At 65.3% G+C, this 21,433-nt stretch carries 21 protein-coding genes and 1 tRNA gene; 8 read left to right on the top strand and 14 right to left on the bottom strand.

The window, feature by feature from the left end; translation table 11 throughout:
- Positions 1 to 2: 2 nt before the first annotated feature.
- Both PHR85_RS06435 and PHR85_RS06430 read left to right on the top strand, forming a co-directional pair.
- Positions 3 to 131 carry a CopG family transcriptional regulator gene (locus PHR85_RS06435; RefSeq protein ID WP_300051965.1) on the top strand — a complete coding sequence of 43 codons (129 nt, stop codon included), beginning with the start codon at positions 3 to 5 and terminating at the stop codon, positions 129 to 131.
- The gene (locus PHR85_RS06430) at positions 128 to 1,192 is read left to right on the top strand and encodes an RNA-guided endonuclease TnpB family protein (RefSeq protein ID WP_300051962.1); all 1,065 of its coding nucleotides are present in this window, start codon (positions 128 to 130) and stop codon (positions 1,190 to 1,192) included. Before PHR85_RS06435 ends, PHR85_RS06430 begins: the two co-directional genes overlap by 4 nt.
- Before the next feature lie 13 nt (positions 1,193 to 1,205).
- Here PHR85_RS06430 and PHR85_RS06425 read toward each other — a convergent pair whose 3' ends face one another.
- On the bottom strand, positions 1,206 to 1,472 hold the full coding sequence (locus tag PHR85_RS06425) for a hypothetical protein (RefSeq protein WP_300051959.1): 267 nt from the start codon (positions 1,470 to 1,472) through the stop codon (positions 1,206 to 1,208).
- Between the two features lie 599 nt (positions 1,473 to 2,071).
- Here PHR85_RS06425 and trxA point away from each other — a divergent pair.
- From trxA to PHR85_RS06405, 4 genes are all read left to right on the top strand, one after another.
- Complete coding sequence (trxA, locus tag PHR85_RS06420) at positions 2,072 to 2,404, top strand: thioredoxin TrxA (protein ID WP_300051956.1); 333 nt, start codon at positions 2,072 to 2,074, stop codon at positions 2,402 to 2,404.
- A gap of 165 nt (positions 2,405 to 2,569) precedes the next feature.
- On the top strand, positions 2,570 to 3,832 hold the full coding sequence (gene rho / locus PHR85_RS06415; RefSeq protein WP_300051953.1) for a transcription termination factor Rho: 1,263 nt from the start codon (positions 2,570 to 2,572) through the stop codon (positions 3,830 to 3,832).
- Positions 3,833 to 3,919: 87 nt separating this feature from the next.
- On the top strand, positions 3,920 to 4,174 hold the full coding sequence (locus tag PHR85_RS06410; RefSeq protein ID WP_300051950.1) for a type B 50S ribosomal protein L31: 255 nt from the start codon (positions 3,920 to 3,922) through the stop codon (positions 4,172 to 4,174).
- A 67-nt stretch (positions 4,175 to 4,241) separates the two neighbouring features.
- Positions 4,242 to 5,957: a hypothetical protein gene (locus tag PHR85_RS06405; RefSeq protein ID WP_300051947.1), complete on the top strand. Its 1,716-nt coding sequence runs from the start codon at positions 4,242 to 4,244 to the stop codon at positions 5,955 to 5,957.
- Here the strand turns inward: PHR85_RS06405 and phoR are convergent.
- The 4 genes from phoR to PHR85_RS06385 are packed head-to-tail and all read right to left on the bottom strand — an operon-like array spanning position 5,947 to position 9,153.
- Positions 5,947 to 7,281 (bottom strand): phosphate regulon sensor histidine kinase PhoR, encoded by a 1,335-nt coding sequence (phoR, locus tag PHR85_RS06400; RefSeq protein ID WP_300051945.1) that lies wholly within the window; start codon positions 7,279 to 7,281, stop codon positions 5,947 to 5,949. The genes PHR85_RS06405 and phoR overlap by 11 nt on opposite strands.
- Complete coding sequence (gene phoB / locus PHR85_RS06395) at positions 7,278 to 7,991, bottom strand: phosphate regulon transcriptional regulator PhoB (RefSeq protein WP_300051943.1); 714 nt, start codon at positions 7,989 to 7,991, stop codon at positions 7,278 to 7,280. The genes phoR and phoB overlap by 4 nt, the downstream gene beginning before the upstream one ends.
- Entirely contained in the window at positions 7,988 to 8,689 is a 702-nt protein-coding gene (phoU, locus tag PHR85_RS06390) for a phosphate signaling complex protein PhoU (RefSeq protein ID WP_300051941.1), read from the bottom strand. Before phoU ends, phoB begins: the two co-directional genes overlap by 4 nt.
- A gap of 2 nt (positions 8,690 to 8,691) precedes the next feature.
- Entirely contained in the window at positions 8,692 to 9,153 is a 462-nt protein-coding gene (locus PHR85_RS06385) for a phosphate ABC transporter ATP-binding protein (protein WP_300051938.1), read from the bottom strand.
- Here PHR85_RS06385 and PHR85_RS06380 point away from each other — a divergent pair.
- Positions 9,121 to 9,226 (top strand) — tRNA-OTHER (locus PHR85_RS06380). The genes PHR85_RS06385 and PHR85_RS06380 overlap by 33 nt on opposite strands.
- A gap of 306 nt (positions 9,227 to 9,532) precedes the next feature.
- Here PHR85_RS06380 and pstA read toward each other — a convergent pair.
- The 3 genes from pstA to pstS form a co-directional block, all read right to left on the bottom strand.
- A complete protein-coding gene (gene pstA / locus PHR85_RS06375) occupies positions 9,533 to 10,393 on the bottom strand; it encodes a phosphate ABC transporter permease PstA (RefSeq protein ID WP_300051935.1) in 861 nt (286 codons plus the stop codon).
- A 24-nt stretch (positions 10,394 to 10,417) separates the two neighbouring features.
- Positions 10,418 to 11,416, bottom strand: a complete 999-nt coding sequence (gene pstC / locus PHR85_RS06370; RefSeq protein ID WP_300051932.1) for a phosphate ABC transporter permease subunit PstC — start codon at positions 11,414 to 11,416, stop codon at positions 10,418 to 10,420.
- 84 nt (positions 11,417 to 11,500) lie between these two features.
- Positions 11,501 to 12,532 carry a phosphate ABC transporter substrate-binding protein PstS gene (gene pstS / locus PHR85_RS06365; RefSeq protein WP_300051930.1) on the bottom strand — a complete coding sequence of 344 codons (1,032 nt, stop codon included), beginning with the start codon at positions 12,530 to 12,532 and terminating at the stop codon, positions 11,501 to 11,503.
- Positions 12,533 to 12,713: 181 nt separating this feature from the next.
- On the opposite strand from pstS, the gene PHR85_RS06360 reads away from it, so the two are divergent.
- A complete protein-coding gene (locus PHR85_RS06360; RefSeq protein ID WP_300051928.1) occupies positions 12,714 to 14,198 on the top strand; it encodes a Ppx/GppA phosphatase family protein in 1,485 nt (494 codons plus the stop codon).
- A 32-nt stretch (positions 14,199 to 14,230) separates the two neighbouring features.
- On the opposite strand, the gene PHR85_RS06355 is transcribed toward PHR85_RS06360, so the two are convergent.
- The 6 genes from PHR85_RS06355 to PHR85_RS06330 all read right to left on the bottom strand — a co-directional run bounded on the left by PHR85_RS06355 (position 14,231) and on the right by PHR85_RS06330 (position 21,399).
- Entirely contained in the window at positions 14,231 to 14,401 is a 171-nt protein-coding gene (locus tag PHR85_RS06355; protein WP_300051926.1) for a hypothetical protein, read from the bottom strand.
- Positions 14,402 to 14,585: 184 nt separating this feature from the next.
- Entirely contained in the window at positions 14,586 to 15,605 is a 1,020-nt protein-coding gene (locus PHR85_RS06350; RefSeq protein WP_300051924.1) for a porin, read from the bottom strand.
- 168 nt (positions 15,606 to 15,773) lie between these two features.
- A complete protein-coding gene (locus tag PHR85_RS06345; RefSeq protein WP_300051921.1) occupies positions 15,774 to 16,184 on the bottom strand; it encodes a hypothetical protein in 411 nt (136 codons plus the stop codon).
- A 48-nt stretch (positions 16,185 to 16,232) separates the two neighbouring features.
- Positions 16,233 to 16,991, bottom strand: a complete 759-nt coding sequence (fabI, locus tag PHR85_RS06340) for an enoyl-ACP reductase FabI (protein WP_300051994.1) — start codon at positions 16,989 to 16,991, stop codon at positions 16,233 to 16,235.
- Positions 16,992 to 17,092: 101 nt separating this feature from the next.
- The gene (locus PHR85_RS06335; RefSeq protein WP_300051918.1) at positions 17,093 to 19,012 is read right to left on the bottom strand and encodes an acyl CoA:acetate/3-ketoacid CoA transferase; all 1,920 of its coding nucleotides are present in this window, start codon (positions 19,010 to 19,012) and stop codon (positions 17,093 to 17,095) included.
- Positions 19,009 to 21,399 carry a DUF3141 domain-containing protein gene (locus tag PHR85_RS06330; RefSeq protein ID WP_300051915.1) on the bottom strand — a complete coding sequence of 797 codons (2,391 nt, stop codon included), beginning with the start codon at positions 21,397 to 21,399 and terminating at the stop codon, positions 19,009 to 19,011. Before PHR85_RS06330 ends, PHR85_RS06335 begins: the two co-directional genes overlap by 4 nt.
- Positions 21,400 to 21,433 lie beyond the last annotated feature (34 nt).

Raw genomic sequence — 21,433 nt, 5'->3', positions numbered from 1 at the left:
GCATGAAACGCACACATCTTTTCTTGCCAGAGCCCGTGCTGCTGACTCTGCGCGCCCTGTCCGACAAGACCGGGCTGTCCGTGGCCGAACTGGTCCGTCGCGCCATCGACGAGTACCTCAAGCGCCAATGACCACCCAGGTTTACCGCTACCGCGTCAAGTCCCTCAACGGGCTGCTCAACCAGCAGGCGCGCGCGGTGAACTACGTCTGGAACTTCTGCAATGACACGCAGAAGCACGCGCTCAAGTGGCGCAAGCCTTGGCCCACAGGCTTTGACCTGAACAAGCTGACCAGCGGCAGCAGCAAGGAACTCGGGCTGCACTCGGGCGCCGTGAATGCGGTTTGTGAGCAGTACGCCAAGTCGCGCCAGCAGTTCAACCGTCCGTACCTGCGCTATCGCGGCCGGCGCACGCTGGGCTGGGTGCCGCTCAAGGGTCGGGACTTGAAGCGCGAGGGCGATGCCTTCCGGTTTGCAGGCAACACCTTCCGCGTGTTCAACACTCGCCCGCTGCCCGAGGGCAAGATTAAGGACGGCACCTGCTTCTCGCAGGATCGGCGCGGCAACTGGTTCCTCAACATCGTGGTGGAAGCGGCCGATGTACCGGTTCGCACTCCTGAGCGCGGCGTCGGCATCGACCTCGGCCTGAAGGATCTGGCCACGCTGTCCACGGGGGAGAAGATCGAGCACCCGCGCTGCTTCCGAGAGCTGGAGACCCAGCTCGCCCAGGCCCAGCGGGCGCGCAAGAAGCGGCAAGCGACGAACATCCACGCAAAAATAGCCAACTGCCGGATGGACTTCCTGCACAAGGCCAGCACGGGCATCGTGCGTCGCTTCGACTACATCGCTGTGGGCAACGTCAGCAGCAGCAAACTGGCCAAGACCAAGATGGCCAAAAGCGTCCATGACGCCTCTTGGCATTCCTTCAAGCTGATGCTCGCGTACAAGTCGGTTGCGAATGGCGCGTGGTACGAAGAAGTAAATGAAGCGTTTTCTTCCCAAGTCTGCTCGAACTGTGGCGCTCTGCCCGATTCGAGGCCGAAAGGTATCGCAGACCTTGGAATAAGGCGCTGGACCTGTTCGGCATGTGGCTGTGAGCATGATCGTGATGTGAATGCCGCGAAAAATATCCTGAACAAGTCAAGCGCCCGCTCGGGGCATCGAGCGCCTGCAGAGGGAATCCCCTGTCTTTAGGCAGGGGAGGATGTCAAGAATTCCGGGTTCGGCCTTCGGGACCGGCCTCGACCACCAGCACCGCCTCCAGCATGTCGCCACTGGCGGGATCGAGCGTGCTCAGCGTCATGCCCGCCGCGGACGAAACCTCGTCATCGTCGGGCCAGTCGAGATCCTCGGGTGGACCGTCATACTCGGCCACCAGCTGGTAGAGCTCGCCCACGACCGCCTCGTCGCCAGCGTAGCCCTGGTGATGCAGCGTGAAATTGATGCCGCCCTTGGTGATGACGATGTCGTCCATGTAACGCTCCTTGGGGATCTGTCCCGATGCTTCGCTCATCCTCGAACAAGCGCAAGACGGCGTCAAGCACGGCGGGCACCGGACCACTGGGCTGCAGGGCAGATACCGGCAACACCATCATTTAAATCAGATGATCAAGGGCACCTTATACACATGTCCCACGGCCTGGACCACAAGCGGATAGCGATTTACCCCAATCGGACAAGGAACGATACCCCATCTGCAAGTGGTTGATTGGATTGAACTTTTTTAGATGCCTCTTTTATGGGCAAACCACCTTTGGCGCCTTTTTTCCTAGGGGTGGGACCCAAATCCCACGACTTGCCCACAAATTTATCCACAGAATCTCTGGGCAACTATCGAAACACATGAAAAATCAATGACTTGGAAATAAGTTCGCCATCGGCGCGAAAAGCGGAAAAAAGACCGGCCGGCGCAGGCGGGCACCGGCTGGGGCAAGGCGCAATATCGGGCGACGACCCATGCCAGGCCTGGCCCGCGCCGCCGCGCGCGCCGACATCGGCGTCTATAATGATTTGAATCGGGTGTCACATTGACGAGGCACCCATCAAGCAACCGCGAACCGAACCAGACTAGCCATGGCCAACGAGCTGATCAAACAAGTTACCGACGCAAGTTTCGAAACCGAAGTCATCCAGGCCGGCACCCCGGTGCTGGTCGACTTCTGGGCCGAATGGTGCGGCCCCTGCAAGATGATCGCCCCGATCCTGGACGAAGTCGCCACCGTCTATGCTGGCAAGCTGACGGTAGCCAAGATGAACGTCGACGAGAGCCGCGAAGTGCCGGCCAAGTTCGGCATCCGCGGCATTCCGACGCTGATGGTGTTCAAGGACGGCCAGCTCGCCGCCACCAAGGTCGGCGCGCTGAGCAAGGCCCAGCTGACCGCCTTCATCGACCAGCAACTGGCCTGAGGTCCGACCCCGATCGCTCCGGTGCAACGCCGGAGCGATTTCCTGTCATAATGGCTCATCACAGCGCCTGACAGGCCCTCCCCCTTTCGATGTGACCGCGCCAGCTCAGCCGCGTCGACATCCACCCCCCATCACTTACACGACTCCCGCTGCGGAGTGACGTCCATGCATCTGAACGAACTCAAGGCACTGCACGTGTCTGAAGTGCTCAAGCAAGCCGAAGCCCTGGAAATCGAAAACACCGGACGCATGCGCAAGCAGGAGCTGATGTTTGCGATCATCAAGAAGCGCGCCAAGGCGGGCGAACTGGTGTTCGCCGACGGCGTGCTCGAAGTGCTGCCCGACGGCTTCGGTTTCCTGCGCGCGATGGACACCAGCTTCACCGCCAGCACCGACGACATCTACATCTCGCCCAGCCAGATCCGCCGCTTCAACCTGCACACCGGCGACATGATCGAGGGCGAGGTCCGGATTCCGAAGGACGGCGAGCGCTACTTCGCGCTCAACAAGCTCGACAAGATCAACAGCCTGCCGCCCGAGCAGAACAAGCACAAGATCATGTTCGAGAACCTCACGCCGCTGTTCCCCAAGGAACAGATGAAGCTCGAGCGCGAAATGAAGGGCGAGGAGAACGTGACCGGCCGCGTGATCGACATCATCGCGCCGATCGGCAAGGGCCAGCGCGCGCTGATCGTCGCGCCCCCCAAGAGCGGCAAGACCGTGATGATGCAGCATATCTGCCACGCCATCACCGCCAACCACCCGGAGGTCGAGCTGATCGTGCTGCTGGTCGACGAGCGCCCGGAGGAAGTCACCGAGATGCAGCGCACCGTGCGCGGCGACGTGATCGCATCGACCTTCGACGAGCCGGCCGCGCGCCACGTGCACGTGGCAGAGATGGTGATCGAGCGCGCCAAGCGCCTGGTCGAACTCAAGAAGGACGTGGTGATCCTGCTCGACTCGATCACGCGCCTGGCCCGCGCCTACAACAACGTGCTGCCATCCTCGGGCAAGGTTCTGACCGGCGGCGTCGACGCCAACGCGCTGCAGCGCCCCAAGCGCTTCTTCGGCGCGGCGCGCAATGTCGAGGAAGGCGGCTCGCTGACCATCATCGCCACCGCGCTGGTCGACACCGGCAGCCGCATGGACGAGGTGATCTTCGAGGAATTCAAGGGCACCGGCAACTGCGAGATCCACCTCGACCGCCGCCTGTACGAGAAGCGCGTCTTCCCCTCGATCCAGCTCAACCGCAGCGGAACCCGGCGCGAGGAACTGCTGCTGCAGCCCGAGATCCTGCAAAAGACCCGCATCCTGCGCCAGTTCATGTACAACATGGACGAGGTCGAGTCGATGGAGATGGTGCTCAAGAGCATGAAGCAGACCAAGAACAACCACGAGTTCTTCGACCTCATGCGCCGCGGCGGCTGAGGCTATAATCGAAAGCTTTTGGCGGAAAGTTCATCTGGAATAGGCCGGATGCGGCTGCCGCCGCTGACTACATATCTAGGAAATGCGATGAAAGAAGGCATTCACCCCAACTACCGCGACGTCTGCTTCGTGGACCTGTCCAACGGCTTCAAGTTCGTGACCCGCTCCTGCGCCAACACGAAGGAGATGATCGACATGGAAGACGGCCGCAAGCTGCCGCTGTTCAAGCTGGACACCTCGAGCGAATCGCACCCGTTCTACACCGGCACCCAGAAGTCGGTCGACACCATGGGCGGCCGCGTGGAGAAGTTCCGCAACCGTTTCGCTCGCACCGCCAAGTAATCCTTGGTCGCTGGCGCGCAAGAAGAAAGCAGCCCTCGGGCTGCTTTTTTTCATCCTGGAGCCTTGAGTGTCTGACCTGCAACGCCCCACCCCCGCGATCGTCTCCCAGCTGGCCGCGCGCAGACTGCCGCGCTGGGTGCTGCTGCTGCTCGGCCTGATCTATGTGCTGCCCGGCCTGCTGGGTCGCCAGCCCTGGCGCGGCCCCGACCTGGCCGCCTTCGGCGTCATGCTCGACATGGCGCGGGGTTCGGGCGACTGGCTGCAGCCGCAGCTGCTGGGTGAAGCGGCTGCGGTGCAGGCCTGGTTGCCCTACTGGCTGGGCGCGGCCTTCATCGAGCTGCTGCCCTGGCTGCCGACGGAACTCGCCGCCCGCGTGCCCTACGGCCTGCTGCTGGGGCTGACCCTGGCCTGCACCTGGTACGCGACCTACCACCTCGCGCGCCTGCCCTCGGCGCAGCCGGTCGCCTTCGCCTTCGGCGGCGAGGCCAGCCCGGTCGACTACGCCCGCGCGCTGGCCGACGCGGCGCTGCTCGCGCTGGTCGCCAGCCTGGGGCTGGCCCAGCTGGCGCACGAGACCACGCCCGACGCGGCCCAGCTGGCCTTTGCCTCGCTGTTGCTGTACGCCTGCGCCCGCCTCGCGAGCCCGAACGCGCAATGGCGCTGGCTCAGCGCGTTGGCGTGGTGGCTGGGCGCGGTGGGCCTCGCGCTCAGCGGGGCGCCCTGGATCGGCGCGGTGCTGGGAACGGGTTGGCTGCTGTGGTCGATCTCGGCCTGCCGCCGCCAGCGCCCGGGCACGCGCGACCTGCTGCTGATCGCCTTCTGCGCCTCCGGCACGCTGCTGGCGGGGCTGCTGGCCTGGGAACTCGAACTGCCTCGGCGCCTGGAGCAGCTCAGCGACTGGGCCGCCTGGACCGATCTGGCCCACTGGAGCCGCTTCGGTCGGCTGCTGCTGTGGTTCAGCTGGCCCGCTGGCCTGCTGGCCTTGCTGAGCCTCTGGCGCTGGCGCCGGCGCCTGGGCAACACCCAGCTGCTGCTGCCGATCTGGTTCGCGCTGGTCGGCATGGCTTCTTGCTGGCTGCTCGACGCCAGCGACCGCGCGTTGCTGCTCGCACTGCCGGCGCTGGCCTGTCTGGCCGCTTTCGCACTGCCGACGCTGTCGCGCAGCGTCACGGCACTGGTCGACTGGTTCGCCCTGCTCTTCTTCAGCGGCTGCGCGCTGCTGATCTGGTTCTACTGGGTCGCGATCGAGAGCGGCGTACCGGCCAAGCCGGCCGCCAACGTGCTGCGCCTGCTGCCGGGCTTCAAGCCGGAGCTGGACTGGGCGCTGCTGCTGGCGGCCCTGCTCGGCACGCTGGCCTGGCTGGGGGCGCTGGCCTGGCGCCTCGGGCGCTACCGTCCCGCCCTCTGGAAGGGGCTGGTGCTATCGGCTGGCGGCAGCACGCTGTGCTGGCTGCTGCTGATGACGCTCTGGCTGCCGGCCCTCAACCACGGCCTGGGACAGGAGCCGATCTCGCGCCGCATCGCGGCGCTGACCCCGACCGGCAGCTGCGTGCTGGTGCACGGGCTCAGCCAGTCACAGCTGGCCGGACTGCAACACCATGGCGGCCTCAAGCTGGTACGCGCCCGCCAGGACCAGCGCAGCCAATGCCGGCTGCTGGTGGTGGAGCCACAGGCCGAGGCCACGCTGGCGCGGGCGGTGGATCTGTCGCAATGGCGCGCCCTGCGCAAGGTGCCGCGCCTGCGGGAAAACCGCGACGGCCTGCTGGTCTATCTCAGGCGCTGACGAGCTCCGGCTGAGCCAGGCGGACCCGGCTGGCCGGCAACTCGATGCGGAAGGTCGACCCCTGACCGACCACGCTGTCGATGCGCAACTGGCCGCCGTGGCGCTGCACCACATGCTTGACGATGGCCAGACCCAGCCCGGTGCCGCCGGTCTCGCGCGAGCGGCTGCGGTCCACGCGGTAAAAGCGCTCGGTCAGGCGCGGGACATGCTCAGGCTCGATGCCGGGACCGGTGTCGCTGACCCAGTACTGGGCACCGCCTTGCGGCAGCAGTTGCCAGCCGGCCCGGATCTTGCCGCCCGCGGGCGTGTAGCGCACCGCGTTGCTCAGCAGGTTGGACATCGCGCTGAGCAGTTCGGTGTAGGAACCCGCCAACTCGATGTCCGGACAAGGCTCGGCTTCGATGTCGTGCGAGCCCTCGGCGATCAGGTTCGACAATTCGCGCGCGTCCTCGACCACATGCTCCAGCAGTTCAGGCGCCGACTCCCATTCGGTCCTGCCCGGCGCGGGCGTGCCTTCGAGCCGTGACAGCAGCAGCAGGTCATTGACCAGGGTCTTCATGCGCTGTGCCTGCTGATTCATCAGCAGCAGATAGCGCTCGCGCTCCTCGACGCTCAGGTCGTAGCTCAGCAGGGTCTCGACGAAGCCGCTCAGCACGGTCAGCGGCGTGCGGATCTCGTGCGAGACATTGGCGACGAAATCGCGCCGCATGGTGTCGGCCATCTCCTCGCGGGTGATGTCGCGCGTGAGCAGCAGCCGGTTGCCCGGGCCGTAGGGGTGGAACTGCAGCGAGATGCGCCTGGGTGGACGGCCCGCCGAGGCGCGGCTGGTGATCTCGATCGGATTCAGGTAGTCACCGGAGCGCAGGTAGCTGACGAAGACCGGGTCGCGCACCAGATTGCTCATGTGCTGGCCCAGGTCGCGCTCGGCGTTGAAACCCAGCTGATCGGCCGCCGACTGGTTGCAGATGGCGATGCGCTCGGCGCTGTCGAGCACCAGCACGCCGTGGGGCGAGGCCTGGAAGGCGGCCACCATCTGCTGCTGGCGCGCCTCGGCCTTGGTGGTCTCGCGCTCGAGCAGCTTGTAGCCCTTCTGGCTGCGCTCGACCAGTTCGGACCAGTCATCGGGCAGATCGGGTGCCCCACTGGCCTGTCCGCTGCGCAGCCAGTCGCGGTAACGCCCGAGCCGGTGGTGATCCAGCGCCAGCCAGAGCATGGCCCCGGTGCCGGCGCCGCCGATGATCTGCGCCGGCGCGAGCTCCAGCCCGAGCGCGACCGAGCCACCGATCGCCGTGCAGGAGAGCAGCTCGATCAGGCGACGGATCATGCCGCCTTGGCCGCCTTGAGCATGGCCTGGGCGCTCAGGCGGTAGCCGGCGCCACGCACGGTCTCGATCATCTTGCCAGCCTCGCCCAGTGATTCGCGCAGCCGCTTGACGTGGACGTCGACCGTGCGCTCCTCGATGAACACATGGTCGCCCCAGACCCGATCCAGCAGCGAGCCGCGCGTATGCACGCGCTCGGGATGCTTCATCACGAAATGCAGCAGCTTGAACTCGGTCGGACCGACCTTGAGCTCGCGCCCCTGGTAGCTGACACGGTAGGTGGCGGCATCGAGCAGCAGCTCGCCGACCTGGACCGAATCATTGACGATCTCGGGCGCGCGGCGACGCAGCACCGCGCGGATGCGCGCGAGCAGCTCATGGGTCGAGAACGGCTTGGTGACGTAGTCATCCGCTCCGGCGTCCAGACCCTGCACCTTGTCCGACTCCTCGGTGCGGGCCGTCAGCATGATGATGGGGACCGGCTTGGTGCGTTCGTGCGCGCGCCAGCGCTTGGCCAGCGCGACGCCGCTCTCTTCCGGCAGCATCCAGTCGAGCAGGATCACGTCGGGCAGCACCGCGTCGATCTCGCGCTGGGCCGCGGCACCATCGAACACCACCGTGGGAGCAAAGCCGTTGTGGCGCAGGTTGACGGCGATCAGCTCGGCGATCCCCGGTTCGTCCTCGACCACCAGCACGCGCGGCAACTTCCTCATTTGATGGCTGCCTCCCGCTCCGCCTCGGTGGTGTGGCGTACATCGGCGCCCTTGGCGATGTAGATCACGGCCTCGGCGATGTTGGCGGCATGGTCGCCGACGCGCTCGATCGCGCGCGCCAGGAACATCAGGTTGAGGCCCGAGGTGATGGTGCGCGGATCCTCCATCATGTAGGTCAGCAGCTTGCGCATCAGGCCTTCATGCTCGACGTCGATCGCCTCGTCGCCCTTGATCACGCTCAGCGACGAATGGACGTCCATGCGGGCGTAGGAGTCGAGCGACTGGTGCAGCAGGTCGGCCGCCAGGCTGCCGGCCACGCGCAGCTCGGTCGTCGGCAGCGCGCGCGGCATGCCGTTGTCGAGCGTGGACTTGAGCATCTTGGCGATGGTGCAGATCTCGTCGCCGGCGCGCTCGAGGTTGATGATGATGCGCGCGGTGCCCACCAGCAGACGCAGGTCGCGCGCGGTCGGCTGACGCCGGCTCATGGTCGAGGTGATGTCGTGGTCGATCTCGACTTCGAGGTGGTTGACCTTGTCCTCGATCTCGAGCACCTGCTGACAGGTCTCGGCGCTCAGGTGCGACAGTGCGTAGAGCACCTGCTGCAGCTGGGACTCGACCACGCCGCCCATCTCGAGCACCTTGGTCGAGATGCGGGTGAGTTCGGAGTCGAACTGGCTGGAAATATGCTTGTCTACCATGATCAACCAAACCTTCCGGTGATGTAGTCTTCGGTTTCGCTGCGCTGGGGCTTGAAGAAGATCTGCTCGGTGGTGCCGTACTCGACCAGGTTGCCCAGGTACATGTAGGCGGTGAAGTCCGAGCAGCGCGCGGCCTGCTGCATGTTGTGCGTCACGATCGCGATCGTGTAGTCGTTCTTGAGCTCGTGCACCAGTTCCTCGACCTTGCCGGTCGAGATCGGGTCGAGCGCCGAGGTCGGCTCGTCGAGCAGCAGCACCTTGGGCTTGACCGCCACGCTGCGCGCGATGCACAGGCGCTGCTGCTGGCCGCCGGACAGCGACAGGCCGCTCTGACCCAGCTTGTCCTTGACCTCGGTCCACAGGGCCGACTTGCTCAGTGCCCATTCGACGCGGTCATCCATGTCGGACTTGCTCAGGTTTTCGTACAGCTTGACGCCGAAGGCGATGTTGTCATAGATCGACATCGGGAACGGCGTGGGCTTCTGGAACACCATGCCGACGCGCGCGCGCAGCAGGTTCAAGTCCTGCTTGGCGTCGAGCACGTTGGTGCCGTAGAAGTTGATCTCGCCCTCGGCGCGCTGGCCCGGGTAGAGGCTGTACATGCGGTTGAGGGTGCGCAGCAGCGTGGACTTGCCGCAGCCCGACGGACCGATGAAGGCGGTGACCTTGTTCTCGGCGATGTCGAGGTTGATGTTCTTGAGGCCCTGGAACTTGCCGTAGTAGAAGTTCAGGTTGCGCACCTCGATGGCATTCTTGAGCGCGGGGGTGGTGGCGGTCGTCATTGGCGGGGTACTCGCTGAAGAGGATTCAGGATGAGGATTCGGTTCTGGGCGGCGCGGCGGATCAGCCGGCCACCTTCTCGCGGAAGAAGACGCGGGCCAGGATATTGAGCACCAGCACGGTCAGCGTGATCAGCAGCGCGCCGCCCCAGGCCAGGCGGACCCAGTTGTCGTAGGGGCTCATCGCGAACTGGTAGATCACGACCGGCAGGTTGGCGATCGGCTTGGACATGTCCGAGCTGAAGAACTGGTTGTTCAGCGCGGTGAACAGCAGCGGCGCGGTCTCGCCGCTGATGCGGGCGATGGCCAGCAGCAGGCCGGTCACGACGCCGCTCTTGGCCGCGCGCAGCGTGATGAAGGTCGCGACCTTCCAGCGCGGCGCGCCCAGGCCGAAGGCGGCCTCGCGCAGCGTCGGCGGCACCAGGCGCAGCATGTTCTCGGTGGTGCGGACCATGACGGGAATCGCGATCAGCGACAGCGCGATGGTGCCGGCCCAGCCCGAGAAATGACCGACCTGGGCGACGAAGATCGCGTAGACGAACAGGCCCAGCACGATCGAGGGAGCCGACAGCATGATGTCGGTCACGAAGCGGGTCAGCTCGGCGGTCTTGCTCTGGTCGCCGTATTCGGCCAGGTAGACGCCGGCGAAGACGCCGATCGGGGTAGCGATCAGGATCGTGAAGCCCACGATCAGCAAGCTGCCATAGATGGCATTGAGCAGACCGCCACCCTCGGTGCCAGGTGCCGGGGTGGACTGGGTGAACATGTTCCAGTCCAGCGCCGCGAAGCCGTTGTAGAACAGGACCGACAGGATCCAGAGCAGCACGACCAGGCCCAGCCCCATGGCGCCCATGGACAGGGTCAGACCGATGGAGTTGGCCAGCTTGCGCTTGCGATACAGGAGGGAGGTGTTTTGCATTTCCATGTTTTTTCTCGCTTGCAGCCGGGCTCAGTTGCCCTTGGCCTTCTCGGCGCGGATCAGCATGATCTTGGCGATGGCCAGCACGAAGAAGGTGATCACGAACAGCAGGAAACCGAGACCGAACAGGGCCGACATGTGGAAGTCGGCGGCCTCGCCGAATTCGTTGGCCAGGGTCGAGGCGATCGAGGTGCCGGGCGAGAACAGCGAGGTGCTGAGCTTGTTGGAGTTGCCGATCACGAAGGTCACGGCCATGGTCTCGCCCAGGGCGCGGCCCAGGCCCAGCATGACGCCGCCGACGACACCCTTCTGGGTGTAAGGCAGCACCACGTAACGGACCACTTCCCAGGTCGTGCAACCCAGGCCGTAGGCCGACTCGCGCAGGATGGGGGGAACGATCTCGAACACGTCGCGCATCACTGCGGCGATGAAGGGCAGCACCATGAAGGCCAGCACCAGTCCGGCCGCCAGCACGCCGATGCCGTTCATGGCGCCACCAAAGAAGGCGCCGATCAGCGGCATCTGACCCAGGGTGGACTGCAGCGCGGGCTGGCCGTACTCGGCGAACAGCGGCGCGAAGATGAACAGGCCGAACATGCCGTAGATGATGGACGGCACGGCCGCCAGCAGCTCGACGGCGGTGCCCAGCGGGCGGCGCAGCCAGACCGGACAGGTTTCGGTCAGGAACAGGGCGACGCCGAAGGACAGGGGCACGGCGATCAGCAGCGCGATGGTCGCGCTGGCCAAGGTGCCGACGACGGCAATCGCGGCGCCGAACTCCTCGTTGACGATGTCCCACTCGACACGCCAGATGAACTCGAAGCCGAACTTCTGGAACGCCGGCCAGGCGTTGATGAACAGCGAGACGATGATGCCCAGCAGCGCCACCAGCACGATCAGCGAAAAAGTCAGCGTGACCTTGTGAAAGAAGAAATCCTGGATTTGCTGGCGCTTGACGATGGAGAGCATGCGCTGCTCGTCACGTCCGCCGGCTGCCTCGGGTAGGCTCATGGTGGCTCCCACGCTCATGTTGTCGGTAAGGTTAGGTTGATAAAGGCAGCCATTGCGCCGAAGTGACGGATCACGGACGCAATGGCTGGAGGCGGGAAATCCTTACTTGATCTGCGACCAGACCTTGCTCTGGATCTGGGCCGTCACGGCGTCGGGCAGCGGCACGTATTCGAGTTCGGTCGCCAGCTTCTTGCCGCTCTTGAAGGCCCAGCCGAAGAACTTGATGGCTTCCTGCGAGGCTACCTTGTCTTCCGGGTTCTTGTACATCAGGATGAAGGAAGCGGTCGTGACGGGCCAGCTGTTGGCGCCCTTGGCATCGACCATCGACACGCCCATGCCCGGCGCGCTGTTCCAGTCCACGCCAGCGGCGGCAGCCGAGAAGGTGGAGTCGTCGGGAGCGACGAACTTGCCTTCCTTGTTCTGCAACTGCATGTAGTTCATGTTGTTCTTCTTGACATAGGCGTACTCGACGTAGCCCAGCGCGCCCTTGACGCGGTTGACGTTGGCGGCGACGCCTTCGTTGCCCTTGCCACCGACGGAGGATTCAGCCGGCCACTTGACGGCGGCGCCCTTGCCCACCTTGTCGGCCCAATCCTTGCTGACGGCGCTCAGGTAGTCGGTCCAGTTGAAGGTGGTGCCCGAACCGTCGGCGCGGTGCACGATGGTGATGGACTGGTCGGGCAGCTTCTTGCCCGGGTTCAGCGCGACCAGCTTGGCGTCGTTCCACTTGGTGATCTTGCCCAGGAACATGTCGGCCAGCACGGTGCCGGAGACGCGCAGCTCGCCCGGCTTGAAGCCTTCGAGGTTGATCACCGGCACGGTGCCACCGATGATGGCCGGGAACTGGACCAGGCCATCCTTGTCGAGGTCGGCGCCGGACAGCGGCGCATCGGAAGCACCGAAGGTCACGGTCTTGGCACGGATCTGCTTGATGCCGCCGGACGAGCCGATCGACTGGTAATTCAGGCCGACGCCGGTTTCCTTCTTGTAGACCTCGGCCCACTTGGCGTACATCGGGTACGGGAAAGTGGCGCCGGCGCCAGTGATGTCGGCAGCGGCAGCGAAGGTCGGCAGCGCGAAGCTGGAGACGGCAACGGCAGCGGCGGCGATAGACTTGAGGAAGTGGCGTTTCATGGTCGACATCCTTGAGGATTGAGGAAAGGGATGAATGGGAATTTATGCCCATTGCGTGACATTAATATGACAACCCACCCCTGTCCACCCCGATTGACTCGCCGCACAACAAGCCTGATGCCGCCGTCAGTTGGCGGGGGCGATCAGGTGTTATGCTGGCGCCGAATTTTTCCAATACGACATGCACAACGGAACCTTGCTGGCTGCGGTGGACCTGGGGTCCAACAGCTTTCGCCTTGAAATCGGCCGCTACGACTCGGGCCACATCGAACGAGTCGAATATCTCAAGGAAACGGTGCGCCAGGGCAGCGGACTCGACGAGAACAAGAACCTGAGCCTGGTCGCCATGGAGCGCGGCTGGGAATGCCTGGCGCGCTTCGGCGAGCGGCTGCAGGGCTTCCAGAAGCACCAGGTGCGGGCGGTCGCGACGCAGACGCTGCGCGAGGCCAGGAACCGCGACGACTTCACGCGCCGGGCCGAGGAAATCCTGGGCTTTCCGATCGAGGTCGTCTCCGGCCACGAGGAAGCGCGGCTGATCTATCAGGGCGTGTCGCACCTGCTGCCGCAGTCCGATGAGCGGCGGCTGGTGATCGACATCGGCGGGCGCTCGACCGAGGTCATCCTGGGCCAGGGTTACAGCTCGCACAAGATGGAATCTTACCGCCTCGGCAGCGTGGCCTGGTCGACGCGCTACTTCCCGCGTGGCCAGATCACGGCCCAGACGCTGCAGACGGCCGAGATCGCGGCCAAGGCCGTGCTCGACGAGGCGCTCGACGCCTACCCCGTCGGCAGCTGGGACACGGCCTATGGCAGCTCGGGCACGGCGGGCGCGGTGGCCGAGATCCTGACGCTCAACGGCTGGCCGTCCGGCCAGATCACGCGCGCCGGCCTGGACTGGCTGACCGAGAAGCTGCTGCGCGCCGGTCACCCGGACCACCTGCGGCTCGATGGGCTCAAGGACGACCGCCGCCCGGTCATCGGTGGCGGCATCGGCGTGCTGCGCGCGCTGTTCGACCTGTTCAAGCTCGACACGCTGCACAAGGCCGATGGCGCGCTGCGCCAGGGCGCGCTCTATGACCTGATCGACCGCGAGCACGACAGCACCGACGTGCGCGAACGCACCGTCGGCTGGCTGGCCGAACGCCATGGCGTGGACGCCGCGCACGCGCAGCGTGTCGGCCGGGTCGCGACCGAGCTGTTCGCCCAGGTCGCCGAGCCCGATCCGAACAACGAGCGTTATTCACAGAAGCTGGTCTGGGCCGCGCGGCTGCACGAGATCGGCACGCATATCTCGCACAGCGACATGCACCGCCATGGCGCCTACATCCTCGACCATGTGGACGCGCCGGGCTTCACGCTGCAGGAGCTGCACCGCATGAGCCAGCTGGTGCTGGGTCAACGCGGCAAGCTGCGCAAGATCGAGGACTATCTCGACGACGAGCTGTTCGCCAAGCAGCTGCTCTGCCTGCGGCTGGCGGTGCTGCTGTGCCATGCGCGCCAGGAGCCCGACGTCGCGCCGCTGCAGCTGAGCTACAAGACGCGCCAGTTCAAGCTGGTGGCGACATCGGGCTGGGCGCGCAGCTATCCGCAATCGGCCTGGCTGGTCGAGGAAGAAGTGGCGGCCTGGCAGAAATCGGGCTGGCGCCTGTCGGCCGACCTCGGCTGAGCTTCATGCCTGGCCGCAGGCCAGGCCATGGTCTAGCGGTGGCGGGCCGATTCCGGCCAGCGCCCGTAATCGACGAAGGACGAGGCGACCGATCCCATATGGTGGTGACCGACCGGGTGCGAGGCGGTGGCCACCTCGGGCGAGATCAGGCGGGTGAACCACTGAGACAGGACTTGGAACGCGCGGCTGTTGATGATGGACATGGTGTAGGCTCCCCCTGGAAACTTTTTTAACGGTATATACGGTTTATACCGGAAAAAAAGAAACCCTGTAAGCAAGGGAAAACCCTAGGCCGCGGCAGGCCTTGACCGGCGAGCCCAAAAAAAAGCGCCCCGAAGGGCGCTTTCGCGTGAACCAGCCAGACAGGACCCGCCTGCCCGAGCGGGATCAGAAGGCGTGACGGACGCCGACGGCCAGGGTCTTGATCTTGCCCAGATCGGCGCCGGTGTTGTCGTTTTCCTTCTTGATGTGCTTGTAGCCGACGTAGGCGTCGGTACGCTTGCTCAGCACGTAGTTGGCAGCCAGGGTGTAGCCGGTGGCCTTGACGTCGGTACCAGTGACGGCATCGTACTTGCTGTTGGCCAAGCCGAAGAAGACGTTGATGTTGGAGGCAACGGGAGCCTGAACACCGAAGTACAGACTGTCGTTGTCGCCTTGCTTGACGTTACCAACGGTGATTTCGGAAGCCTGGTAGCCACCGACCAGTTTGGCGACGCCGAAGTCATACGAAGCAGCCAGCAAGTTGTACTTGGTGTTGTCTTTGCCGCCCTTGTCCTTGGCCTCTTCCTTCTGGTAGCCGTAGCCGACCAGCAGCGGACCGTTGGCGTACTGAGCCTTCAGGGAGGTGTGCTGGCTGGATTCGACGCCAGTGGCCTTGTCTTCGTTCAGCGAAACACCGATAGCACCGCTGAAACCGTTGTAGGTCGGGCTGACATAGGCGATGGTGTTGTCGGTCTTGTCGGTGTAGTCGGCCTTGGCGGCCTTGATCGTGTCTTTCACCGGGCTGATGTCGGTGTCACCAATCGGGTTGGTCTTGTTGCGCAGATCGTCGTACGGGGTGGCCATGCGGCCCAGGGCCACGGTACCGAAGTTGCCCGACAGGTTGATGCTGGACTCGCCCTTGAAGTTCACGCCATCCAGGCTGCCGTCGTCGGACTTGAAGCGCTGCTCAAGCTTGAAGCCAGCCTTCAGGCCACCACCCAGGTCTTCGCTGCCCTTGATGCCCCAACGGCTGGACTTCAGGCCACCCGAACCGACCACGGTTTGCTGTTTTGCGGTTGACGACTTGATCGTGTCCTGGCTGGTACCGACGAAGGTATCGACGATGCCGTACAGCTGGACCGACGATTGGGCCATGGCGGCGCCGGAAGCGGCCAGCACGGCCAGGGCGATGAGATGCTTTTTCATGTGAGGAGATCCAACGTTTTAATGGGAGGTGGCCGAATGGCGGCCTGATTATCATGTCTCCCGGCTTGGGTGACCTAGGGATTACCCCACCCGTACATGACAAATCCATGAAAGCAAGAAATGCGTTGCATTCATGCAACACCCGGCGGAAATTCCAGCTGTTTCCGATCAGCTGTCCAGCCAGGACAGCAGATCGAAGCCGGACGCCCCGCGCTTGAAGCCGTCGAGCTCAAGCTCGAGCTCGACCTTCAGCACCAGATGCGTGGTCGCTTGCGGCCCCAGCTCGCTGGCGGCGTTGCTGAGGACTTCGTAGCGCAGCACGATCAGCCCGCGCAACTCCTCCCAGCCGCGCGTCAGGCGCTGCGCCGGCCCCGACGCGGCGGCGGCCTCGTCTGGCCGACGGAAATGCGGAGCCTGCCGGTCGAGCAGGCGCTGCCGGTCGTCAGCCGTCGCGATCGGTGCGTCCAGCAACATGGCGAGCCTGGCGATGCGCGCGTTGAGCTCCCCCAGCGACTGTTCAAACCGCCTGGAGGGACCGAGCAACTCCGTGTTGGCCAAAGCCTGTTTGTTCGAATACATGGTGATGCCCTAGCAAATGGAGTTCAACACGCGAGCCGCCCGACTGCCTCAGCCCATGATGTGCAGGCCGGCGTCGACGTAGATCACGTCGCCCGTCATGCCCGAGGTCGCGCCGCTGACCAGGAAGGCGACCACGCGGCCGACTTCGGCGATGTCGACCAGACGGCGGCCCGGCGAACGGGTCACGGCCCTGTCGATCAGCTCGTCGAAATGGGCGATGCCCGATGCGGCACGCGTGCGCAGCGGACCGGGCGAGACCGCGAAGACGCGGATGTCGCGCTCGCCGAGTTCATTGGCCAGATAGCGCACCGAGGACTCGAGCGCGGCCTTGACCGGACCCATCAGGTTGTAGTGGTCGATCACCTTGTCGGCGCCGTGGTAGCTCATCGTGATCAGCGCGCCGCCCGGGTTCAGCAGCTTCTCGGCGTGGTGCGCCATCTCGATGAAGCTGTGGCAGGAGACCTGCATCGCCTGCAGGAAGCCGGCCTGCGAGCAGTCGGTGATGCGGCCATGCAGGTCATCGCGCGGCGCGAAGGCGATCGAGTGGATCACGAAGTCGAGCTTGCCCCACTCGCTCTCGATGCGTTCGAACACCGCCTGCATCTGGCCGGGCTGCATGACGTCGAGCGGCAGCAGCAAGTCGGCATCGATCTGCTTGGCCAGCGGCTCGACATAGGTCTTGGCCTTGTCGTTGAGGTAGGTCAGCGCGATCTCGGCGCCAAAGGCGCGCAGCTTGGCCGCGCAGCCGAAGGCGATGCTGTCGCCGTTGGCCACGCCGACCACCAGGCCACGCTTGCCCTTGAGCATGTCGCCGATGCGGGTGTTTTCGTCCCAGACCTTGGGCAGGGGATCGTTGGAGTTAGGGTCCTTGAACATATGCGGTTTCCTTGAAAGATGAGGGAGGCGATTCAGAGGGCCGACTCGGCCTCGGCACGGGTTTCATAGATATGCGACGCCAGGCCACGTTCGCGGATCGCGGCGCCGAGCTTGTCGCGCAGGAAGGCGCTGGTGGTGTAGCGCGTGACCTGGCCGTAATAGCGCTCGACCATCTGCGCGACCACCTGGGCATAGGCGTCCATGGCCGGCTCCAGGATCTCGAAGCCGTCGTAGTTGACGACGACATCGACCCGGTGACCGATGGCCTGGCACTGGCGCTCGACCGCGGCCTGCACGTCCTGCGCGTCCTTCGGACTGGACAGCTTCAGACCCTGGAAGTTGAGGAACAGGCGGTTGCGCTCGGGCTGCCAGCTGATGCGTTCGAGCAGCGTGATCGACAGCAGGCTGTCCTTGAGGCCCATCGGCTCGGGACGGAAGATGCGCGCATCCATCAGCGCCGGCTGGCGCACGATCGGACGGAAGGCCATGTGCGCCAGGATGTCGCGCTCGATGTCGACGCCGGGCGCGACCTCGATCAGCTCCAGACCCTCGGGCGTGAGCGCGAAGACGCAGCGCTCGGTCACGTAGAGCACCCGCTTGCCCAGGCGCGCCGCGTATTCGCCGCTGAAGGTGACCTGCTCGATCGTCTCGACGAACTTGCGGTGCTTGCCTTCTTGCAGGATGCGCAGCTCGCCCTGCTCCACCGCCACCTTCAGGCCGCCGGCGCTGAAGGTGCCGATGAACACCACGGTGCGGCTGTTCTGCGTGATGTTGATGAAGCCGCCAGCGCCCGCCAGCTTGGGGCCGAAGCGGCTGACGTTGATGTTGCCGAGCGCATCGCATTCGGCCAGTCCGAGCACGGCCAGATCAAGGCCGCCGCCGTCATAGAAGTCGAACTGCTGGTTCATGTCCAGCTGGGCGGTGGCGTTGGTCGAGCTGCCGAAGTTCAGGCCGCTGCCGGGCACGCCGCCGACCACGCCGGGCTCGGCGGTCAGCGTCATGTAGGACAGCAGGTGCTCCTCGTTGGCGATGTCGGCGACGCCCTCGGGCATGCCGATGCCGAGGTTGACGACCGCGTTGGGCATCAGCTCGAAGGCAGCACGGCGCGCGATGATCTTGCGCTCGTTGAAGGGCATGGGCGGCAGCGCGTCGAGCGGCACCCGCATCTGACCCGACAAGGCCGGGTTGTAACCCGTGCCATAGGTCTGCTTGTGGTACTCGGGGCGGGCCTGCACCACGCAATCGACCAGTATGCCCGGCACCTTGACCTGGCGTGCCGGCAGGCTGCCGCTCTCGCACAGGTATTCGACCTGGGCGATCACGATGCCGCCAGCGTTCTTGACCGCCGTCGCGATCGCCAGCGTGTCCTGCGCCAGCGCCTCGCGCTCGATCGAGAGGTTGCCGTCCGGGTCGGAGATCGAGGCCCGGATGAAGGCCACCTGCGGCTTGGGCACGCGGTAGAACAGCAGCTCCTGGCCGGCCAGCTCGATCACGCTGACCAGATCCTCGGTGGTGCGGGCGTTGACCTTGCCGCCTTGCAGGCGCGGGTCGACGAAGGTGCCCAGGCCGACGCGCGAGATGTTGCCGGGCAGGCCGGCGGCGATGTCGCGGTACAGGTGCGAGATCACGCCCAGCGGCAGGTTCCAGGCCTCGATCCGGTTGTCCATCGCCATGGCGCCGAGCTTGGGCACCAGGGCCCAGTGGCCGCCGATGGCGCGCTTGATCAGGCCATCGATCGCGATGCGGTTGACACCCTGGTCCTTGCCGTCGCCGGGGCCGCCGCCGAAGATCAGGGTCAGGTCGCGCGGCGACTGGGTCGCCTCGAAGCGCTGCTGCAAGGCCAGCAAGAGTTCATCGGGCACGCCGACGACACCGAAGCCCGAGCAGACCAGGGTATCACCCTCATGGATCAGCTCGATGGCCTGTTGCGGGGTAACGACTTTGGACTTCATGCGGACTCCTGCGACTTGCTGCGCGCCGGCTGGCGCGCGGGTTTGGCGGCTTCCAGGGCCTCGGTGGCACTGGCTTCGGACTCGATGGCGGGCACGGCCTGGCCCAGCAGCTGCTCCATGGCTTCGAGCATGTGCAGCGATTGCGGCTCCATGTCGCTGCGGTCGCCGACGATGAAGCGCACCACCTCGATCGCGCGCCGGCGCTGCTCGGGCAGCGGCAGCAGGCGCGGCAGGTTGCGCAGGGCCTGTTCGGGCTCGAATTCGACGATGACGGACTGCTCGTGGATCAGCGCGGCGCGGTGCGTGGCGCTGAGCTGCGCGAACGGCGCCTCGCTGGTCAGCACCTGGGCCGAGCGCTCAAGGCGGTCACGCCGGACCGAACCGCGGCTGTCGGCCAGCAGCACCAGCATGCGGACCACGGCGGCTTCATAGCCGCCATCGTCCATGGTCGACAGCGTGGCCTGCACCTTCGGCAGCCAGCGCAACTCCTCGGGCTTCTTGCGGGTGCGCTCCTTGGCCATGGGCTGGCCGAACCAGTTCATCCAGGGCGAGCCGTAGAGGGACAGGAAGCTCATCTCGTAGGCGCTGTCGCGCAGATCGCGGTACAGGTCCATGCCCTGCGTGATGCCGGCAACCAGGGTCTTTTCCCAGGTCAACCAGGGGTTGGCGGGGTCCACCGGCTGGCGCTGCTCGCGGACCTGACCGGCCAGCGCGCCGACGCCGGCCATGGCCGGGTTCTCGTCCGAGAAGATGCGACGGCTGACGCGGCTGGAATGGGTATCGCGCAGCAGCTCGGCCGATTGCGGGGTCACCAGGGCCTGGACCAGGGGGCGGGCCGTCATCTCGTAGAGGTCGGCGCCCAGGCGCGACAGGCGCGAGACGGCACCAAAGCCGCGTTCGAGCTCGCGGTCGTTGGGCACCACCTGCAGGATGTCGCTCATCTTGCGCTCGTGGAAGCTGACGACGAAGCGCTCGTCGACGCCCTCGCCTTCGCTGTGGTCGATCTTCATCTCGTACAGACCGGGCGCCAGCGACTCCAGGGTCTTGAGCGTCGAGGTGACCTCGGCGTGCTCCTTGCGCGCGATCGAGGACGAGACGAAGATGCCGAGGTGACCGACCTTGTCATGCACCATGTAGACGATGCGCTGGCCGCGGATGCGGATCTCGTTCTCGTCGGCATAGGTGTCGACGATCCAGTTCAGCGCCTGCTGCGGCGGCGTGATGTTGTCGCCCTTGCTGGCGAACACGACGATGGGCGAGCGGATGAACTTGAGGTCGAGGTGACGGCCGGGTTCGAGTTCGGCCTCGCCGCGCGAGAGCTTGTTGCCGATGAAGATCTGCTCGACGATCCAGCGCATCTCGGACTCGTTGAGGAAGTGGAAGCCGCCCCACCAGCGCTCGAACTCGAGGAAGCTCTCGCGCGAATGGTCGACGTTGGCGTAGAGGTCGTAATACTTGCCGAAGTAGTTGCGGCTGGGGTTGAGCTGCTCGAAGTTGCTGACCAGGTGGGCACCGTCGAACTCGCCGTGGGACAGGTCCATCGACAGCAGGGCCGGCGCGATGCCGCCCATCAGGCCACCGCTGTAGCGCATCGGATTGGCGCCGACCTCGCCCGACCAGGTCGAGACGGGCGCGCCGTTGATGACCAGCGGGCCCGTGATGTCCGGGTTGGCCGCCGCCAGCACCAGCGTGGCCCAGCCGCCCTGGCAGTTGCCGAACACCACCGGCTTGGGTGCGTCGGGGTGGCGACGCGAGATCTCGCGCACGAACTCGGCCTCGGCGCGCATCACGTCGGCCAGGGTCTGGCCCGGCTCGGGATGCTGGCGGAACACCACGAAATAGACCGGATGGCCACCGCGCAGCGCGACGCCCACCTGGCTGTCGGGCTTGAAGCCGCCGATGCCGGCGCCGTGGCCGGCGCGCGGGTCGATGATCATGAAGGGACGCTTGGAGTCGATCGTCTCGCCGCCGTCGGGGCGCAGGATCTTGAGCAGCTGGTAGTTGGCCGGGCGATCGAAGTGACGCGCATCGAGCACGATCTCGTACTCGTAGTCGAGCACCGGGGGCGTGCCGGCGTCCTCGTGCAGCTTGTCATTGTTGGCGCGCTCGCGCAGCACGTCGGTGGTCAGCGCGGTGCGCTGGGCCGCATCGATCAGGTATTGCGCGGTATCGGCCGCCAGGGTCGATGCCTGCGTGCTCTGGACCAGGCCCTGCTGGGTCTTGATGCTGGAGCGCCAGAGCGCGAGCGAGCGCTCGGCATGGTTCTGGAAGATCTTTTGCGCATGGGTAGCGCTGCAGCTCAACAGGCGCTGGATCTGAGCCGAATGTTCGGCTTGCTCCTGGGCCAGGCGGGTCGGCAGGTTGGCCGGACTGTAATGGGATTGCATGGCGATCTAGCTCGTAACAGGGAAGTGGAAGGGA

The sequence above is a fragment of the Malikia sp. genome (assembly GCF_028687635.1).
Taxonomy (GTDB): Bacteria; Pseudomonadota; Gammaproteobacteria; order Burkholderiales; family Burkholderiaceae_C; genus Malikia.
The sequence above is the reverse complement of the archived record's forward strand: the minus strand, read 5'-3'. Positions and strand labels throughout refer to the sequence as shown.